The following is a 14,821-nucleotide window of genomic DNA, read 5'->3' as shown; positions in this document are numbered from 1 at the left end:
AGTAACTGGAAGGAAAATGCAAAAAGGCCGCTCTATTGAGCGGCCTTTTCAAATTTGGTCGGTGTGAGAGGATTCGAACCTCCGACCCCTTCGTCCCGAACGAAGTGCGCTACCAAGCTGCGCTACACACCGATGTCTGCGGGACGGGAATTTACCGAAAGCCCAGACCCGACACAAGCCTTTTTTGCGTTTGGCAGGAAAAAAAGTGCCATTTGCTCAACTATTCAGCACTCTTTTCACCCGTTTACCGGACTGCAGCCAGCTGGCGACATTCCGGCAACCGGACGTCAGGCCAGGCGCAGGGATGCCGGCCCCAGCAGACGGCGCTGCCAGTCAGCCACTGTGCCATGCTCCAGCCAGTCGGCTGCATGCTGGCGCCAGTTGGGGGAGAGAGCAGGATTCTCCAGCAGCATCAGCAGATCCGCTTCATTGCGCACCTGATTGAACAGGATATCCGCCGTGCGCTTCACCGTCAGTTCGGGATAGGGTCTGTCTACCAGCTCCATGGCCGTGTCAGGCGCGATCATGCCCTCCTCCAGCACCCGCAGCAGCCAGCCACAACGGCCATTCAGTTGCATCACCTGCGACATCTGGCCATAGCCAAAGCGCTGGTTGAGCTTGAAACAGGGGGATCTCGGCTGGCTGATCTGGATCAGCGCCTCGCCGAGTCGATAGACATCGCCAATGCAGGCTTGCGCCTCGGTCAGCCCGAGACCGGAGAGGTTCTCGCCAAAGGCGGCAGGTTGCCAGGGTGTACGTGGCGCAGACAAGCCCAGCGCGGTTTGCCAGGTCTGCCACCAGAGATAGTGATCGGCAGGATAGTAGTGGAGCGCCCGATCCGGGCCACCGTGGTGGCGCAGGTCACACTGCTCATCCCCTTCCAGACCGGCAAAGGTACAGCGAACTGGCGCAGAGATCGGTTGCTTGTGAATAGCGCTAGTGAGGCCGGGCACCAGCTCGGTGCCACGACCGCTAAAAAGGGAGATCCGCATACTCATCCTCCAGATTGACGAGAGTAGGCGGATCTTATCATGCCGTCAGACCACGGCCTGCATCTGGGTGGTCATGGCGATCTCGGCGCGACGGCGCTTCTCCGCCCTGGCCATCAGATACCAGCTGCCGAAGGTAAAGAGCGATACCGACAACAGGATCAGGCTGGCCACTGCGTTGATCTCGGGTTTCACCCCGAGCCGCACCGCCGAGAAGACCTCCATCGGCAAGGTGGTGGAGCCCGGGCCGGAGACGAAGCTCGCCAGCACCAGATCATCCAGCGACAGGGCGAACGACATCATGCCGCCTGCGGCCAGCGAGGGGGCGATCATCGGGATGGTGATCAGGAAGAACACCTTCCACGGCTTGGCGCCAAGATCCATCGCCGCCTCCTCGATAGAGAGATCCAGCTCCCGCAACCGCGACGACACCACGATCGCCACGTAGGCGGTACAGAAGGTGGTGTGGGCGATCCAGATGGTCAGCATGCCCCGCTCGGCGGGCCAGCCCACCAGCTGGGCCATGGCAACGAACAGCAGCAACAGCGACAGACCGGTAATCACCTCGGGCATCACCAGCGGTGCCGTCACCATACCGCCGAACAGGGTGCGACCACGGAAGTGGGGAATTCGGGTCAGCACGAAGGCCGCCACCGTCCCCAGCGCCACCGCGGCGATCGCGGTGTAGAAGGCGATCTCCAGCGAGCGGAACACAGACCCGATCAGCTGCTTGTTATCGAGCAGGCCGAAGTACCACTTGAGCGACCAGCCACCCCACACCGTCACCAGCTTGGAGGCGTTGAAGGAGTAGATCACCATGATGATCATGGGCAGGTAGATAAACAGCAGCCCCAGCCAGAGCATCAGCTTGGCAAAACCGAAACGTCTCATCATGCCTTGCCCTCCAGCTCTTTGGCCTGGTTACGGTTGAAGAGGATGATCGGAATGATCAGCACCGCCAGCATCACCACCGCCAGTGCAGAGGCTACCGGCCAGTCGCGGTTGTTGAAGAACTCCTGCCACAGCACCTTGCCGATCATCAGGGTCTCCGGGCCGCCCAGCATTTCCGGGATAACGAACTCCCCCACCACCGGAATGAACACCAGCATGCAGCCGGCGATGATGCCGTTCTTGGAGAGCGGTACCGTGATCTGCCAGAACCGGGTCAGGTTGCGGGCCCCCAGGTCGGAGGCGGCCTCCAGCAGGCTCTGATCGTGTTTGACCAGATTGGCGTAAAGCGGCAGCACCATGAAGGGCAGGTAGGAGTAAACGATGCCGATATAGACCGCCAGGTTGGTGTTGAGGATCTGCAGCGGTTCGTCGATCACCCCGATCCCCAGTAAGACGCTGTTGAGCAGGCCGTTGTTGCTGAGGATCCCCATCCACGCGTAGACCCGGATCAGAATGGCGGTCCAGGTCGGCATCATAATCAGCAGCAGCAGAACGGTTTGGGTCTCCTTGTTGGCCCGGGCTATGGAGTAGGCCATCGGATAGCCAATCAGCAGGCAGAGCAAAGTGCTGACGAAGGCCATCTTGAGGGAGCCCAGATAGGCGGCAATATAAAGCTCATCCTCCTGCAGCAGCAGGTAGTTGCCCATGTTGAGCAGGATGGTGAGCTGATTGTCGGACCAGCTCACCACATCGGTGTAGGGCGGGATCGCCACATCCGCTTCCGCAAAACTGATCTTCACCACGATGACGAAGGGCAGCAGGAAGAAGAGGAACAGCCAGAAGAAGGGGATGCCGATCACCAGTCGGCGCCCCCCGACCCGCTTCAGTCGTTGCAAGAACTTCATGATTGCAGCACCACGCCGCTGTCATCTTCCCAGTAGAGGAACACCTGGTCATCCCAGGTTGGCCGCTTGCCGTGGCGTTCGGCATTGGCGATGAAAGCCTGAACGATTTTGCCCGAGGGCAGCTGAATGTGATAAACCGAGTGACCGCCCAGATAAGCGATGTCATAGACCTCACCCTTGGTCCAGTTGAAGTCCGGGTGCTCGATCTCCTCCGGCTTTTGCAGACTCATCAGCAGTTTTTCCGGCCGCAGGGCGTAGGTCACCTTCTTGTTTTCGGCGCGGGAGCTGATGCCGTGGCCCACATAGATGGGCTGCTCCAGATCGGCGCAGGCGATGGTGGCGTGGTCCTGCTCATCCTCCACCAGCAGGCCGTCAAACAGGTTGACGTTGCCGATGAACTCGCACACCAGCCGACTGGCCGGAGTCTCGTAGATATCCATCGGGCTGCCGATCTGCTCGATGCAGCCGAGGTGCATGATGGCGATCCGCTCCGCCATGGTCATGGCCTCTTCCTGATCGTGGGTCACCATGACGCAGGTAACCCCGACCCGCTCGATGATCTCAACCAGCTCCAGCTGCATCTTGGAACGCAGCTTCTTGTCGAGCGCCCCCATGGGTTCATCCAGCAGCAACAGTTTGGGACGCTTGGCCAGGGAACGAGCCAACGCCACCCGCTGGCGCTGGCCACCGGAGAGCTGATGCGGTTTGCGGCGGGCATACTGGGTCATCTGCACCAGCTTGAGCATCTCCTCCACGCGGGCATCAATCTCGGCCTTGGGCAGGCCATCCTGCTTGAGGCCAAAGGCGATGTTCTGGGCCACCGTCATATGGGGGAACAGGGCGTAGGACTGGAACATCATGTTGATAGGGCGTTCATAGGGGGGCATGTCGGTGATGTCGACCCCGTCGAGGAACAGCCGCCCCTCGGTCGGGCGCTCGAAACCAGCCAGCATCCGCAGCAGGGTCGATTTGCCGGAACCGGACCCGCCGAGCAGGGCGAAAATCTCCCCCTTGTGAATATTGAGAGATACGTTATCGACCGCCAGCGTTTCGTCAAACTGCTTGCTTACCCGATCAATTTTCACCAGCACTTCTTTGCGCTGCTGACTGCCCTCGAGGGCTTTCTTGTAGGCACTGGAGGCTATCGCCATTACCAAACTCCCCAACGTGATACCGGCCTTGCGGCCGATCCATAAAAGCGATTTGGCGCCCCCGAACGGGCACCAAGGTTAGGTACCGGACTTGATCTTGGTCCAACTCCGGGTGATTAGACGCTGTACCGAGCGGGGATGTGCTTCCTGCACATAGAGTCGCTCCAGCACGGCCTGAGGGGGATAAACCTCCCCATTGTTGCGCACCGCCTCATCCATAAACTCGCCCGCCCTTGAGTTGGGATTCGCGTAGCCCACATAGTCGCTGACCTTGGCGATCACTTCGGGCTGCAGGACGTAGTTGATGAGGGCGTGCGCCTCTTTGACATTGGTGGCATCGGACGGGATCGCCATCATGTCGAACCAGAGATTGCCCCCCTCTTTCGGAATGCTGTAGGCAATTTTCACCCCCTTGCCAGCTTCATCGGCGCGGGCAGCGGCTTGCAGGATGTCGCCGGAAAAACCGGCCGCCACGCAGATGTCGCCATTGGCGAGATCGCCGATGTATTTGGAGGAGTGGAAGTAGGCCACATAGGGCCGCACCTTGAGCAGCAGCGCCTCGGCCTGCTTGATATCCCCCGTCGCATGACTGTTGGGATCGAGTCCGAGGTAATTGAGGGCAGCAGGGATCATCTCGTCGGCAGAGTCGAGGAAGGCGACACCGCAGCGAGAGAGTTTCGCCATGTTTTCCGGTTCGAAGATGGTGGCCCAAGAGTCAATCTTGTCGACCCCCAGCACCACCTTGATTTTGTCGACGTTGTAGCCGATGCCGTTGGTCCCCCACAGATAGGGCACCGCGTACTGATGACCCGGATCCACCTTGTCGAGCTGCTTGAGCAGCACGGGATCCAGGTTGGCCAGATTGGGCAGCAGGGATTTATCCAGTTTCTGGAAGGCTCCCGCCTTGATCTGCTTGGCCAGGAAATTATTGGAGGGCACCACCAGATCGTAACCGGTCCGCCCCGTCAGCAACTTGCCTTCCAGGGTCTCGTTGGAGTCAAACACGTCATAGACGGTCTTGATCCCGGTCGCCTGCTGGAAATCGCTGAGGGTGGTCTCGCCGATATAGTCAGACCAGTTGTAGAAGTGCAGCACAGGGGCAGCCTGGGCCACATTCGCCAATCCCATGGTCAGGGCAATGGTTGCCAATCTGGTTGTATGCACGGTGTCAGTTCTCCTGTGTTTAGTGGTTGACCGTCTGCGCATCCTCTCGCGCGGCCCATCCCGAAAGATGGCATCACTACCCTCCCGGCCGAACTGCGGACCGGGAGGGGCATTCGTTACTTACTTGCCGGACTTGATCTTGGTCCAGCTGCGGGTCATCAGACGCTGCACCTTGGCCGGCAGATCCGGGAAGGTGTAGATCTTCTGCAGGGTAGCCGCATCGGGGTAGATACCCGGATCGGTGCGGATCGCCTCATCCACCAGCGGGGTCGCTGCCTTGTTGCCGTTCGGGAACTGCACCACGTTGGTGATATTGGCGATCACCTCGGGCTTCATCAGGTAGTTGATGAAGGTGTGGGCCGCCTCGACGTTCTTGGCATCCGCCGGAATGGCGATCATGTCAAAGAAGCTGCCTGCCCCCTCTTTCGGAATGGTGTAGGTGAGCGCGACGCCATTCTTGGCCTCGACTGCCCGCGCCTTGGACTGCTGCAAGTCACCGGAGTAACCGACCGCTACGCAAAGGTTGCCGTTGGCCAGATCCGAGATGTACTTGGAGGAGTGGAAATAGGCGGTATAGGGACGGATGGAGAGGAACAGCTCCTCAGCCTTCTTCAGCTCGGCCGGTTTCTGGCTATCCGGTTTGAAGCCCAGATATTGCAGGGCAGCCGGCAGCATTTCGGTCGGTGAATCGAGGAAGGAGACGCCACACTCTTTCAACTTGGCCATGTTCTCCGGCTTGAACACCAGATCCCAGGAGTTGACCGGGGCATCGGCCCCCAGTACGGCTTTCACCTTCTCGGCGTTGTAGGCATAGCCGATGGTGCCCCACAGATAGGGGATGGAGTACTGGTTGCCCGGATCGCTCGGCTCGAGCGCCTTGAGCAGGTCGACATCCATGTTTTGCCAGTTGGAGAGCTTGGACTTGTCCAGTTTCTGGAACACGCCCGCCTTGATCTGCTTGGCCAGGAAGGGGTTGGATGGCACCACGATGTCGTAGCCCGAGCTACCCGCCAGCAACTTGGCTTCCAGTACCTCGTTACTGTCGAACACGTCATAGACCACCTTGATCCCCGTCTCCTTCTGGAAGTTATCCAGAGTATCCGGCGCTATGTAGTCGCTCCAGTTGTAGACGTGCAGCACCTTCTCTTCAGCCATTGCTCCGGCACTTGCCATGACCAGAGCCACAGAGGCAGCGATCACTCCTGTTTTGAAAGACATCATCCTTGTCTCCTAAGCAAATTGTATGCGCATGCCAACCTGCCCGACCCACCTCAACCTTTCAGCTTTGCGGCTGTCAGATCCAGACTGCGCCTGGCCAGATCGACCAATTCATCAACCTGTTCCTCGGTGATGACCAAGGGGGGCGATATGATCATGGTATCGCCTACCGCCCTCATCACCAAGCCATTGTTAAAGCAGAACTCCCGGCAAGTCATCCCCGCATTTGCCTGAGCCGGGAAACGCCGGTTGGTCTGCTTGTCCTCAACGATTTCCAGCGCGGCGACCAATCCTTTGCCTCGGGTTTCTCCCACCAGCGGATGATCGGCCAGCTCCGCCCAGCGGCGCTGCAAATAGGGGCCGATGTTATCATGCACTCGCTTAACTATGCTCTCTTTCTGCATAAGCTGGATATTGGCCACCGCCACGGCGCAAGAGACCGGATGGCCCGAGCAGGTGAAGCCGTGGTTGAACTCGCCCCCCTCCTCCACCAGCCCCTTGGCAACCCGGTCGCTCACCATCACTGCGCCGAGCGGCAGATAACCGGAGGTGATCCCCTTGGCCAGACACATCAGGTCCGGCTTGATGCCAAACCCTTCGCTGGCAAACCAGTGGCCGGTGCGACCAAAGCCGCAGATCACCTCGTCGGCGATCAGCAGGATGCCGTATTGATCGCAGATACGCTGGATCTCCGGCCAGTAGCTGTCAGGCGGAATGATGACACCGCCCGCCCCCTGGATCGGCTCGCCGATAAAGGCCGCCACCTTGTCCACCCCCAGCTCCAGAATCTTCTGCTCCAGCTGGCGGGCCCGCTCCAGCCCGAACTCGTGGGCACTCATCCCCTGCCCCTCACCGAAGTGGTAGGGCTGATCGATATGGACTATACCGGGAATGGGCAGACCACCCTGGGCATGCATCCCCTTCATGCCACCCAGACTCGCCCCCGCCACGGTGGAGCCGTGATAGGCGTTATGGCGACTGATGATCACCTGTTTGTCGGGCTGACCCTTGCTGGCCCAGTAGTGGCGCACCATCCGCAACACGGTATCGTTGCACTCGGAGCCGGAGCCGGTGAAGAAGACGTGGTTGAGATGGGCTGGCGTCACCTCGGCCAGCAGGGTAGCCAGCTCGATCACCGGCGGGTGAGCGGTCTGGAAGAAGAGGTTGTAGTAGGGCAACTGCTGCATCTGGCGGGTGGCGGCATCCACCAGCTCCTGACGGCCATAGCCCATATTGACGCACCACAAGCCCGCCATGCCATCAAGGATGCGCTTGCCCTCGGAGTCTTCCAGATAGACGCCGCTGGCCTTGGTGATGATACGACTGCCCTTCTTGTTCAGGGCCTGAAAGTCGCTAAAGGGGTGCAGGTGGTGGCTGGCATCCAGTTGCTGCCACTCACGGGTAGTCTGCTGCATTTGTTGCTCCTCGGTTCCTTCGATTTGGCATGATTTTTATCAATTAGTGGGGAATGTCCGACATGCTCACAGCCACTCTCGGGCGGTCTGCGGCAAGGCTTGCTCCCCGGTTTCTTCTACTAAAGCGAAAAATGGTCGTCCCCTTCAACCGGGACGGCGACCACCCCTTGCACCAGCAAGCGGTCGCGGGCAGGGCATCCCCATCCCGTCTCACCGGTTGTACAGGCTGGGGAGGCAGCCAGCCTCCCCGGGTCGGACGATGCGTGGCTGGCACGCATCCGGGTCAGACGTTCAGCAGCAGGAACTCACGCTCCCAGCGACTGATCACCCCGAAGTAGGTCTCGTACTCTTTGCGTTTGACCGCGACGAAGGCGCGGGTGAAGCGCTCGCCCAGCATCTCCTTGATGGGCTCGCACTGTTCGAGATGGCTGAGTGCCTCCTCCAGCGAGCGGGGCAGGCTGTAGGGCAGGTCATAGGCGCTCGACTTCATCTCCGGCAGCGGCTCCAGCTTCTCCATCATGCCGAGATAGCCACAGGCCAGAGTGGCAGCCAGCGCCAGATAGGGATTGGCATCGGCACCGGCGAAACGGTTCTCCACCCTGCGGGCACTCGGGTCGGAGAATGGGACCCGCAGACCACAGGTGCGGTTCTCGACACCCCACTGGACGTTGCGTGGCGCACTCTCGCCGAAGGTGAGGCGGCGATAGGAGTTGACGTTGGGTGCCAGCAGGGCGGTCACCGCCGGGGTGTATTTCTGCAGACCGGCGATGAAGTGCATGAACTGTTCGCTGTTGCCGCCATTCGGGGTACCGAACAGGTTGTGGCCGTTCACATCTTCCAGACTCTGGTGGATGTGCATGGCCGACCCCGGTTCGTCGCTCATCGGCTTGGCCATAAAGGTGGCATAGATACCGTGGCGGTGAGCGGCCTCACGCATGGTGCGCTTGAACAGGAACACCTGATCCGCCAGATCGATGGCATCACCATGCAGGAAGTTGATCTCCATCTGGGCGGCGCCCGACTCGTGGATCAGGGTGTCCACCTCCAGCTCCTGCGCCTCACAGTAGTCATACATGTCTTCAAAGATGGGGTCGAACTCGTTGACTGCATCGATACTGAACGACTGGCGGGCGGTCTCAGGGCGGCCGTTGCGACCGACCGGCGGCACCAGCGGATAGTCGGGGTCTTCGTTGCGGGTGACCAGATAGAATTCCAGCTCGGGCGCCACCACCGGCTTCCAGCCCTGCTTCTCGTAAAATGACAGAACCCGACGCAGCACGGAGCGCGGCGCGATGTCGATCAGCTTGCCGTTGACGTCGAAACAGTCGTGGATCACCTGGGCAGTGGGCTCCAGCGCCCAGGGGACAAAACGGATAGTGTTGGGGTCGGGATAGAGCTGCATGTCCCGCTCCAGCGGGTCGATCATGCTGTCGTCATCCGGATATTCGCCGGTTACCGTCTGGGTGAAAATCACCTCGGGCAGACGCATGCCCCCTTCGCGCAAAAACTTGTTGGCTGGGATGATCTTGCCCCGGGCGTTGCCGGTGAAATCCGGGAACAGGCACTCCACTTCCGTGATGCGATTGCTCTCCATCCAGCCTTTGATACTGTCCATGTTAAACCCCGACTTTACGGTTGCCATTGGCAAGGGTGTCTAATATATGGAACACCCTTGTTATAAAATTGTAATCAACATAACCATAAAAGCCCGCCATCAAGGGCAATGTCAAGCGGGCGTGTTTAAAAAACTATAAATAACGGCGCATATAATGACCAAGGCGGCACCAAATACTAAACACTCAAATCCGTACGAAGCCCACCCTTCTCATCGTTGCAAAGGCGATGCCAACAGAGGGTGAAGCGGACGCCAGATCCCGACCAATCCCCCGCAGGAACGGACCATTTTTTTGCAAGGGCGCACAATCCTTATCCTATTTGCTTTGCTTGGCTGCATTTTTTTGGTACAAGGCCCGCCCTGATTTGCACTCTCTTGCATGAAACAGGTGCAAATCGGGATACAAGGGCTTGGTCTGTAGGCAGACAGCCCCCATAAACAGGGATAATTGGGTTAGTAAACTGACTGGTAGTTAATCGTATGTGTGATTTCATGACTGAAGACCAACTGGCCTTTTACAAGGGGCAGATCGAGCGACAGATCGTCGAGCTCGAAGAGCGCCTGAACTCCCAGGCCAGCCAGGCCATCGCCACCGACACCAACGAGATGGCTGATGAAATTGACCGTGCCAGTATCGAGGAAGCCCGCCGTCTGGAGCTGAACCGCATCGAGCACGACAAGCTGCACCTGCGCAAGCTGCGGGGCGCATTGAAGCGCATCAGCGAAGGGGATTTTGGTTACTGCGAATCTTGCGGTGACGAGATCTCCCTCAAGCGGCTGCATGCCCGTCCGGAATCCCGTTTCTGCGTCGAATGCCAGAGCACCAAGGAATTTAACGATACCCACGTGTTCCGTCGCGTCGCCTGATTCTTCGAAGAACCGTCACCATTCTGGTGCAACAGACGCCAGCAAGACAGGGCCCCGCGCTCAAACCTTGCACAACGCCTCGCAGCAAGATGGTGACAAGTTCTGTTAGACTCCGGACACCTTCCGGAATCTACAGGAGAACAGAGAGTGAAATGGCTCATCAAGCTGTGTTTGTGCCTGCCACTGCTGGCACAAGCACAGGTTCTGACGGTCAAGGTCCCCAGCCGTCCCGTCAACAATCTTGACCAGGAGTACCAGTACAAGCTGCTGGAACTGGCCCTGACCCGCTCCGGGCAACCCTTTCGCATCCAGCCTGTCGAACTCGACCTCAACCAGTTCACCCTCCAGCAGCAGCTGAGCAAGGGCAAGACCATCAACGTCTTCTGGATGGGCACATCCAGCGTACTCGAATCCTCCCTGATTGCCGTCCCCATTCCGCTGTTTCGCGGGCTGGAAGGATTGCGGCTGTCCTTCATCCACGCGGATGCTCAGGAGAAGTTCAACCAGATCAATACCCTGGCCGACCTCAAACAGCTGAAGGCGGCGCAAGGGGTCGGTTGGGCCGATAACAAAATTCTGGAAAATGCGGGCATCCCGACCTTCTCCGGCCGATACAGCAGCCTGTTTCGCCTTATCAACGACGGCGACAAGATCGACTTCTTCCCTCGCGCCCTGGTGGAGATCTTCGCCGAGCGCAGCGAGCTGGTGGCGCAGTATCCCAACCTCGCTATCGAGCAGCATCTGCTGATCCGCTACCCCTTCGCCCAGTTCTTCTTCGTCAGCCCCGAATACCCCAAGCTGGCCAAGGCGATTCAGACCGGGCTGGAGCGGGCCTATGCCGATGGCAGCTTTATGAAGTTCTTCAATGACAACCCCAAGATCCGCGAAGCGCTCGCCAGCGCCAACCTCGATCAGCGGGTCACCATCGCCCTGCCCAATCCGGATATGACCCCGTTGCTAAAATCCATTCCGGCCCAATATTGGGAGTATCCACCGCAGGGATAAGCATCGCGAGCGCCTGACCACGAAGGTCAGGCAGCGAGAACACAGTGCGCCAGGGAGGTGCTATGAAGGGAATCCAGGAGTGGTTTGCGCAGTACGGCCAGAGCCATCGCCATCCGACAAACGTCGCCATCCACAAACTGGCGGTGCCGGGCATCTATCTCTGCTCGCTGGCGCTGCTCTGGTGTCTGCCACACGGGCCCTTGCCAGAGCCCCTCAACTGGGCGGCAGTGGCAGCCATTCCGGTGCTGCTGTTCTATTTGCAGCTGTCGTTTTCGCTGTTCGCGGGGATGGCCGGACTGACCGCGCTCGGGCTGGCCTTCTGCCACCAGTGGCAGGGGCCGCTGCTGTGGCCCTCGGTGGCAGCGTTCGTGCTGCTCTGGATAGCCCAGTTTGTCGGCCACAAGATCGAGGGCAAGCGCCCCTCCTTCCTCGCCGACCTGCAATTTCTGCTGATAGGCCCCGCCTGGGTGCTTGCCAGCCTCTATCGTCGCCTGGGCATTCCCTATTGAGGAATGCCGGGCCAACAGGAGAGACCATGACACATAACCACACGCGACATAACGCCCTGCGCCGCGCCCTGCCCCTGCTACTGGGGGCCCTGTTTGCCGGCCCGGCGCTGGCCGACAAGGCTGATACCGTCGGTGAAGTGAGCACCGCCTTCAAGCTGTTTGGCCCCAACCACAAGATCCTGGTGGAGGCGTTCGACGACCCGCGCATCGACGGCGTCGCCTGCTATCTGGCGCGCCCAAAGACCGGTGGTGTAAAAGGCGGGCTGGGACTGGCGGAAGATCCCTCCCACGCCTCCCTGTCGTGCCACCAGATCGGCCCCATCGCCCTGCCCGAAAAGCTGAAAGCGGGGGAAGAGGTGTTCGATGTCAGCACCTCGCTGGTGTTCAAGGAGCAGAAAGTGGTGCGTTTTTACGACAAGAAACGCAATGCACTGGTTTACCTGACCTACAGCACCAAACTGGTGGATGGTTCGTACAAGAGTGCAGTCAGCGCCGTTCCCATTATGCCGTGGGGACAATAACCAGCCGGTTTGTCCGGTGATAGCTGACCCATTTTGTTGTAATTTGACGACACACACGCTGCGGAGCAAATACCATGAAAGTCGCCGTATTCAGTACCAAGAGCTATGACAAAGAGCATTTCAACCAGGCCAACAGCCAGTACGGCTTCGACCTGGAGTTTTTCGATGTGCGGCTGGAGGCCAAAACGGCCCGACTGGCTCACGGCTTCCCTGTGGTGTGTCTGTTCGTCAATGACGATGCTGACCGCGAGGTATTGACCGAATTGGCCGCCAACGGTACCCAGGTGATTGCCCTGCGCTGCGCCGGTTACAACAACGTGGATCTGGCCGCCGCCAAAGAGCTGGGGCTGAAAGTGGTGCGGGTGCCCGCCTACTCCCCCGAGGCGACTGCAGAACACGCCGTCGGCATGATGATGTGCCTCAACCGCCGCATCCATAAGGCTTATCAGCGCACCCGCGACGCCAACTTCTCGCTGGAAGGGCTGGTCGGCTTCAACATGCATGGCAAGACCGTTGGCGTCATCGGCACCGGCAAGATCGGTCTGGCCGCCCTGCGCATCCTCAAGGGGTTCGGGGTTCGCCTGCTGGTCAACGATCCTTACCAGAATCCGGCAGCTATCGAGCTGGGAGCCGAGTACGTGGATCTCGATACTCTGTTCCGCCAATCCGACATCATCAGCCTGCACTGCCCGCTGTTCAAAGAGAACTACCACCTGTTGAACAAGGAGGCATTTGCCAAGATGAAGGACGGGGTGATGATCATCAACACCAGTCGTGGCGGCCTGCTCGACTCCAACGCCGCCATCGAGGCACTCAAGACCTCCCGTATCGGCGCACTGGGGCTGGATGTCTACGAAGAGGAAGAGGATCTCTTCTTCTCCGACAAGTCCAACGAGGTGATCACCGATGACGTGTTCCGCCGCCTGTCTGCCTGCCACAACGTGCTGTTCACCGGCCATCAGGCGTTCCTGACCCGCGAGGCACTGCACGCCATCGCCGATACCACCCTCGGCAATATCCGCGCCATCGAGAGCCAGGGCCGCTGCGACAACGAAGTGGAATAAGGGCTCGCCCTCTCTTCGTCACGCGCCGGGTTGTGAGACCCGGCGCCTTCGGGTAGGCTAGCCCCCCTTTTTTATTCAGGAGTCTGGCGCCCATGTTTATCGGATTTGATTACGGCACCTCCAACTGTGCCGTGGCCGTGATGGAACAAGGTAGCCCCAGGCTGCTGAATCTTGGTGCATCCCGCTATCTCCCCTCCACCCTGCATGCCCCCCACCGGGATGCTATCGCCGGTCTGCTGGCCGAAGGGCTGGCCCCCGCCCAGCAGGCGGAGTACCTCAAGCTGCGTGGCCCCGTGGTCACCCGCGCCCAGATGGTTCGCCGCCAGATGCGCGAAGAGGGACTGATCGACGAGCTGAGCTTTGGCGGCGCTGCACTGGAGCGCTATCTGGAAGAGCCGGACGACGGCTACTACATCAAGTCACCGAAATCCTTCCTCGGTGCCTATGGCCTCAAGGCTCCCCAGATCGCCCTGTTTGAAGATATCGTCTGCGCCATGATGCTCCATGTCCGCCAGCAGGCGGAGCAGCAGCTCGGTGCCCCGATCCGCCAGGCGGTGATCGGTCGACCGGTCAACTTCCAGGGTCTGGCGGGGGAAGAGAGCAACCAGCAAGCTATCGCCATCCTGACCGAGGCGGCCCGTCTGGCCGGTTTCGAGCAGGTGGAGTTCCTCTATGAACCGGTGGCCGCCGGGTTTGAATTCGAGGCGCGCCTCACCGAAGACGCCGTGGTACTGGTGGTGGATATCGGCGGCGGTACCACCGACTGCTCCATGCTGCGGATGGGTCCCAGCTACCGCGATCAGCTGGATCGCAGCGGCGATCTGCTCGGCCACAGCGGCCAGCGGATCGGTGGCAACGACTTCGACATCCGCCTGACGGTGGAGGGGATGATGCCGCTGCTCGGCATGCACGAGACCCTCAAGACCGGCAAGCCGCTGCCCCACCCGCTGTTCTGGGATGCGGCTGCCATCAACGACGTCAGCGCCCAGAGCCGCTTCTACAGCCTCGACACCGCCCGCCAGCTGCAGGATCTGCAGCTCGACAGCCAACCCGGCAGCAAGTTGGGGCGTCTGGCCAGCCTGCGGGCCCACAAGCTGAGCCACCAGCTGGTGTGGCGCGCCGAGCAGGGCAAGATCGCCCTATCGGAGCAGGAACTCAATCGCCAGTCGCTGGCCGAGCTGGAAAAAGGGCTGGAAGCGGAGCTGACCCGCGAACAGCTGGCCAACGCCTCGGCCCTGCTGCTGGAAAAAATTGGCGAGCTGATGGACGAAGCGATTGCCGCTGCCGGTGTGCAGCCGGATCGCATCTTCGTCACCGGCGGTAGCGCCCGCTCGCCGCTGATCGCCAGCTTTATCCGCCAGAAGCTCCCGTCCATCCCGCTCGAGGGTGGCGATGACTTCGGCTCGGTGGCCGCGGGTCTTGCCCGTTATGCCGAGCGGCTGTTCGCCAACTGAGCCCTGAGGCCGCGTTAATCGATGGCAACATCACCCGGGTGTTGCCATTAAGC

Annotated in this window: 14 protein-coding genes and 1 tRNA gene; 6 read left to right on the top strand and 9 right to left on the bottom strand. The window is 60.0% G+C overall.

Annotation, left to right across the window (positions count from 1 at the left end; all coding sequences use genetic code 11):
* Positions 1-55: 55 nt before the first annotated feature.
* The 9 genes from AB5Y92_RS15780 to AB5Y92_RS15740 all read right to left on the bottom strand — a co-directional run bounded on the left by AB5Y92_RS15780 (position 56) and on the right by AB5Y92_RS15740 (position 9,348).
* Positions 56-132: transfer RNA gene (locus AB5Y92_RS15780), tRNA-Pro, on the bottom strand.
* Between the two features lie 155 nt (positions 133-287).
* Positions 288-992: an MOSC domain-containing protein gene (locus AB5Y92_RS15775; RefSeq protein WP_368227105.1), complete on the bottom strand. Its 705-nt coding sequence runs from the start codon at positions 990-992 to the stop codon at positions 288-290.
* 45 nt (positions 993-1,037) lie between these two features.
* Positions 1,038-1,880: an ABC transporter permease subunit gene (locus AB5Y92_RS15770; protein WP_368227114.1), complete on the bottom strand. Its 843-nt coding sequence runs from the start codon at positions 1,878-1,880 to the stop codon at positions 1,038-1,040.
* The gene (locus AB5Y92_RS15765; protein WP_368227104.1) at positions 1,880-2,785 is read right to left on the bottom strand and encodes an ABC transporter permease subunit; all 906 of its coding nucleotides are present in this window, start codon (positions 2,783-2,785) and stop codon (positions 1,880-1,882) included. The genes AB5Y92_RS15770 and AB5Y92_RS15765 overlap by 1 nt, the downstream gene beginning before the upstream one ends.
* Positions 2,782-3,936, bottom strand: a complete 1,155-nt coding sequence (gene potA / locus AB5Y92_RS15760; protein WP_005340704.1) for a polyamine ABC transporter ATP-binding protein — start codon at positions 3,934-3,936, stop codon at positions 2,782-2,784. The genes AB5Y92_RS15765 and potA overlap by 4 nt, the downstream gene beginning before the upstream one ends.
* 78 nt (positions 3,937-4,014) lie before the next feature.
* Positions 4,015-5,100: a polyamine ABC transporter substrate-binding protein gene (locus AB5Y92_RS15755; protein WP_368227103.1), complete on the bottom strand. Its 1,086-nt coding sequence runs from the start codon at positions 5,098-5,100 to the stop codon at positions 4,015-4,017.
* Between the two features lie 120 nt (positions 5,101-5,220).
* The gene (locus AB5Y92_RS15750; protein ID WP_368227113.1) at positions 5,221-6,318 is read right to left on the bottom strand and encodes an extracellular solute-binding protein; all 1,098 of its coding nucleotides are present in this window, start codon (positions 6,316-6,318) and stop codon (positions 5,221-5,223) included.
* Between the two features lie 53 nt (positions 6,319-6,371).
* A complete protein-coding gene (locus tag AB5Y92_RS15745; RefSeq protein WP_368227102.1) occupies positions 6,372-7,733 on the bottom strand; it encodes an aspartate aminotransferase family protein in 1,362 nt (453 codons plus the stop codon).
* A 283-nt stretch (positions 7,734-8,016) separates the two neighbouring features.
* Positions 8,017-9,348 (bottom strand): glutamine synthetase family protein, encoded by a 1,332-nt coding sequence (locus tag AB5Y92_RS15740; RefSeq protein ID WP_013723370.1) that lies wholly within the window; start codon positions 9,346-9,348, stop codon positions 8,017-8,019.
* A gap of 480 nt (positions 9,349-9,828) precedes the next feature.
* Between AB5Y92_RS15740 and AB5Y92_RS15735 the strand changes: the two genes are divergently transcribed.
* From AB5Y92_RS15735 to yegD, 6 genes are all read left to right on the top strand, one after another.
* Entirely contained in the window at positions 9,829-10,215 is a 387-nt protein-coding gene (locus AB5Y92_RS15735) for a TraR/DksA C4-type zinc finger protein (protein WP_005356952.1), read from the top strand.
* A gap of 147 nt (positions 10,216-10,362) precedes the next feature.
* A complete protein-coding gene (locus tag AB5Y92_RS15730; protein WP_216949965.1) occupies positions 10,363-11,220 on the top strand; it encodes a hypothetical protein in 858 nt (285 codons plus the stop codon).
* 62 nt (positions 11,221-11,282) lie between these two features.
* The gene (locus AB5Y92_RS15725) at positions 11,283-11,729 is read left to right on the top strand and encodes a DUF962 domain-containing protein (protein WP_216949964.1); all 447 of its coding nucleotides are present in this window, start codon (positions 11,283-11,285) and stop codon (positions 11,727-11,729) included.
* A gap of 26 nt (positions 11,730-11,755) precedes the next feature.
* On the top strand, positions 11,756-12,250 hold the full coding sequence (locus tag AB5Y92_RS15720; protein ID WP_216949963.1) for a CreA family protein: 495 nt from the start codon (positions 11,756-11,758) through the stop codon (positions 12,248-12,250).
* 74 nt (positions 12,251-12,324) lie between these two features.
* Positions 12,325-13,314, top strand: coding sequence for a 2-hydroxyacid dehydrogenase (locus AB5Y92_RS15715; RefSeq protein WP_005340720.1), 990 nt, complete (start codon positions 12,325-12,327; stop codon positions 13,312-13,314).
* Positions 13,315-13,406: 92 nt separating this feature from the next.
* Positions 13,407-14,768: a molecular chaperone gene (gene yegD / locus AB5Y92_RS15710; RefSeq protein WP_064339148.1), complete on the top strand. Its 1,362-nt coding sequence runs from the start codon at positions 13,407-13,409 to the stop codon at positions 14,766-14,768.
* Positions 14,769-14,821 lie beyond the last annotated feature (53 nt).

The organism is Aeromonas sp. R1-1 (assembly GCF_040908495.1).
Taxonomy (GTDB): Bacteria; Pseudomonadota; Gammaproteobacteria; order Enterobacterales; family Aeromonadaceae; genus Aeromonas; species Aeromonas veronii.
This window is presented reverse-complemented; position numbering and strand designations above follow the sequence as displayed.